Source organism: Nocardia amamiensis NBRC 102102, from assembly GCF_001612745.1.
GTDB lineage: Bacteria > Actinomycetota > Actinomycetes > Mycobacteriales > Mycobacteriaceae > Nocardia > Nocardia amamiensis.
Map to the genome: position 1 here is coordinate 1 of NZ_BDBA01000348.1, position 4,125 is coordinate 4,125.

2 protein-coding genes are annotated in these 4,125 nt (G+C 65.1%); both read right to left on the minus strand.

What is annotated here, in order from left to right:
• Positions 1-140: 140 nt before the first annotated feature.
• A complete protein-coding gene (locus NA4_RS37415; RefSeq protein ID WP_067480829.1) occupies positions 141-1,523 on the minus strand; it encodes an IS1380 family transposase in 1,383 nt (460 codons plus the stop codon).
• A gap of 377 nt (positions 1,524-1,900) precedes the next feature.
• On the minus strand, positions 1,901-3,682 hold the full coding sequence (locus NA4_RS37420; RefSeq protein ID WP_084497829.1) for a reverse transcriptase/maturase family protein: 1,782 nt from the start codon (positions 3,680-3,682) through the stop codon (positions 1,901-1,903).
• Positions 3,683-4,125 lie beyond the last annotated feature (443 nt).

A 4,125-nucleotide genomic window follows, 5' to 3' on the forward strand; every position in this document is an offset into this window, starting at 1 on the left:
TAGCCTCGATTCACCGACGGGAGTTGTGCGTGGTCCGCGCGGCTGCCGGTGGGCGGAGCACCGATTTCAGGCGTGGGGTAGCTGCTGGTCTACCCAGCTTCTCCACTGTTGTTCCTGGACGTAGGGACGGGTGAGATGGTTCAGGTCGTCGTGGTGGTGGCCTGCCAGAGTCGTCGCCAGGCAGCCGCCCAGGGCCAGTGCGTGGGTAGGTGCAGCACGGGTTTGCGCTGCGGGCGGGCCAGGCGGGCGGGAACGACGATGATCTTTCGGCGCAGGGTGGATCCGCGGGCCTTGCCCAGGACGGGGTCGGCGAGTGCGCCTGCGGCGCGCAGCAGATTGTGCGCGATCGCAGCGCAGAGCACCCACGCGGAGTTCGCGCCGAACCGCCCCGACGGCATGTGGGCCAGCGGGCCGTCGATGAGGTCGGCGAACACGGTCTCGATGACGGCGTGGCGGCGGTGGGTGATGTCGGCGTCGACCACGGGTTCGGCCGAATCGGTGAAGAACGGGTGGTATCGCCAGACCGGGAACAGCTCGTCCTGGCGGGCCGCATCGCGGACGCGGCGCACGATCAACCGGGCGGTGACCGCATCGGGCTTGGAAGCGAAAGCGGTATAAGGGATTTCGGCGACCTCGGCGTCGGAGATCCACTCACCGGTGTCGGGATCGCGGACCGCACCCGGATACTTCACCGGCCTCCACGCATCATCGCCGATCGACGCGATCGCCCGGGCCACGGCAGGGTTCTTCGTCAGCACCAACGAGAACCGGGCTCCCGCGCGGCGGCATGCACCGATCACCGACCGGGTGCCGTAGGCCGAATCGCCGCGGACCAGGATCTCACCGGTGACTCCGGCCGCGCGGGCGCAGGCGATGGCCTGGGCAACCATCCGGCCGGCGCCCTTGCCCGAGCCGGTCTTGCCGGCCCGCAGGCGCATCCCCGCGATCACCGGCGCCGCAAGATCGGTGCTGATGGTCGCTGCCAGCGGCGAAAGTCCTTTCCGCAGAATCCGTTTGCCTGCGATCTTGGTGTGACCGTAGGAGGCGCCCTGCTTGGCATACCCATACACCGGCCGCAGCAGCGAGTCGATATCGATGAACGCCCGCACACCGGCACCCGGCAGCAGCTCCACCCGCTGACACAGCCGCGCCAGATGCGCGCGCAGCACCGCCTCGAGCTGGCGAGCATGCCCGAAGGTGAACTCCCGCAACAAGGTCCCGATCGTCGATGGCGCATACACGCGGTCGAACACGGTGGCCATCCCGCCGCTGCGCAGCACATCGGCATCGTCGATGCTGTCCGCACCAGCAGCCATCCCCGCGATCAATGTGGCCAGCTTTGGCGCCGGATTCGCCGACCCCGACTTGATCCGCGGCGCGGTGATCGACACCTTCTCCGCCAGCACCCCGACCAGGCCGGTCTGCTCGGCCAGCCGCATCACCGGCACCAAACCGGCCAGCGACACGAGATTGTCATCGTCGAACACCGCAGACTCCGCGGCGAACCTGTGCGAAACTTGCACCCGAAGTGTCCTTCTGAACTGGACCGATCATTGCCTAGACAACAGTGATCATCCCAGCTCGAAGGGCACTTTCTCATTCACGGCACACCGACGGGCGCAAGCCCGTCGGTGGATCGAGGCTTAGTGCCTGTGAACAAACTGCTCATTTCTGGGTGCGGGCCAGCCTCCGAGACATGAGGATGATCATCGACCAGGTGACCATGGCTTCGTGGTGTTCGGGTAGGCGTTCGTAGTCGCGGACGCATCGTCGGCGTCTGGTGATCCAGGCGGCGGATGGGTCGGCCGAGCGGCGAGGTGCCAGCGTGCTGGTCCTTTTCCGCTCGGCCTCCCGCCGAACCGGACTTGATGGTTTCCCGATCATCCGGCTCTCCGGTGAACTACTGCGTGAGTGGTGCGACAGGGTGCCCGGTGTGGATGTGGCCGTGGCAGGCTTCGCAGACCACGAGGGTCTTGCGTCGCCGGTTGGCCATGGCCGTAATCCATTGGGGCTGAAGCGGTCCCGGTATTCCGAGGTCTGCGAGCTTGCGGATGTGGTGGACTTCGACGCGACCCACTGTGCCGCAGAGCTCGCAGGTGTCGGCCAGGAGCCGGGTGAGGATCTCCTTGTGTGGGTAGTCGACCCGGATCGGCGCAGAGTCGGTGGCTCTCGCCGTTTTCTGCCGGTGCAGCGGGGTCTCGCCGAACCGTGCGACCAGTGGTTTCCTGCCGCTGCGTTCGATGCGTGCTTCGAAGCAAGTGCGCGGTCCGTGCGGTGTCGTGATTTTGGTTTTGTGCTTGGCCGCCATCTTCGACACCGACGAGCGGTGCTTGCCTGCCAGGGTCTTGAGCATGGAGGTCTCCATGACCCAGCGCAGCCGGTGCAGTCGATAGACATCACCGGCGAGCAGGTAATACTGGACGATGCCCCGGTAGATGGCCCCGTAGGTGGCGACGATGGTGTGATCGTTGCCGTTGGTCAGGGCCGCCTGCTTGGCGGGTTTTCCGCGGCGCAGAAAGGGGGCGGACTTGGCCTTGATCACCTCTCGCGGGACGCGAAGTGCGATCTGGCCGTTGACGCGTCGGTAACGGCCGGTCTTCTTCGTGTCGTTGTGCTGGACGGTGATTTCGTAGCCGAGGAATCGTGCCGCGCCTGTGCGAGCGTGGGTGATCAGCGTTTTGTCCTGGGACAGTTCCAGTTTGAGGTCATCACGCAGGAACTGTGCCAGGCGCTGTTTGATTTCTTCGGCTTCGGCCTTGGGTCCGGTGAACCCGAGCAGATGATCGTCTGCGTATCTGCAGTAACGCAGCCGTCGATATCCCGGGTCGTCCGGGTCGGCACTGGGCAGGCTCACCATCTGCTGACGCAGTGTCCGGGCAGCAGCCCGGTCACCACGCCGTCGAGCCGTCGCCAGTTGCGTCTGCAGTTTCAGGTAGGCAGGGTTGCGTGCCCTGCGGTCCCCTCGGGTGTATTCCGGAATGAGTTGTGTTTCAACGAATCTGTCCAGCTTGTGCAGGTAGAGGTTGGACAGGATCGGAGATGTCACGCCGCCTTGGGGAGCCCCCGACAGGGTGGCACCCCATTTCCAATCCTCGAGATATCCGGTCGTCAGCATGTTGCGCAGCAGCCGCAGGAAACGGTTGTCGCGGATGCCCTCGGACACGATCTCGATCAGCACGTCGTGATCGAGCGAGCCGAAGCAGTCGGCGATATCGCCCTCGATGAACCACGCGGTCCCGGTCCAGGTGTTGTCTATTTCCCGCAACGCGGTGTGACAGCCTCTGCCCGGACGGAATCCGTGGGACCGGTCGGAGAACGTCGGTTCGTAATACGCCTCCAACAACAGGCGCATCACCTCACCGACGAGCTTGTCCGACCAGGTCGGCAAGCCCAACGGGCGGGTCTTGCCGTTCTTCTTCGGGATGTGGACCCGTCGCACCGGGCGAAATCGGTAACGCTCGTGGCGCATCGCATCGATGATGCGATCGATCTTCGCCCGCGACATTCCGTCCACGGTCTCCGGCGTGACCCCGGCCGTCATCGCGCCATGGTTGGCGTAGATGCGCCCGTAGGCCAGCAGATATAACTGCGGGTTGAACAGTTGCCGATACAACTCTGTCAGCGGCAGTTTCCGCTTGCCGCGTTCACGCAGGACACCCAGCATCGTTGCGGCGCTCTGCATTTCGCATACCTCCCGATCATCGAGTGTCCGATTCACCTGGCCCCCTTCGCCCTGTGGACGGCTTTCCCGTCCTCCCTGGCCGGGCGTGACTCCGGCGACTACTACGAGGCCTCCGTCGCCGTAGGACTCGCGTCCCGTAGGCGATCCCGCGTTCATGCGTGTCGTACGTGGCAGCGTGACGTAGGCGTCCCACTCATCTCCTTCAATGCCCTCGCTGGGCATCGCCCCGCGCTCTGGAGGTTGCGTCGGCCACCATCGACTCCGACGCAGAGCACGGCACCGGTTTCAGCGGTCGTTTCCGGCGGATGGGAACTTGCATCGACTGGAGATCGGGATTCAGGCAATCCAGCTTTCGCCCTATCACGCGGGTCCCTCCGGCACCCCGTCCCCGACCACTGGGCCCGGTCACCGGATTCTCTGGCATGCTCTTGTCCCCGTTAGCC

Excerpts from the sequence above, each read along its gene's own strand:
- NA4_RS37420 (WP_084497829.1), bottom strand. The coding sequence starts at position 3,682 with ATGCAGAGCGCCGCAACGATGCTGGGTGTCCTGCGTGAACGCGGCAAG.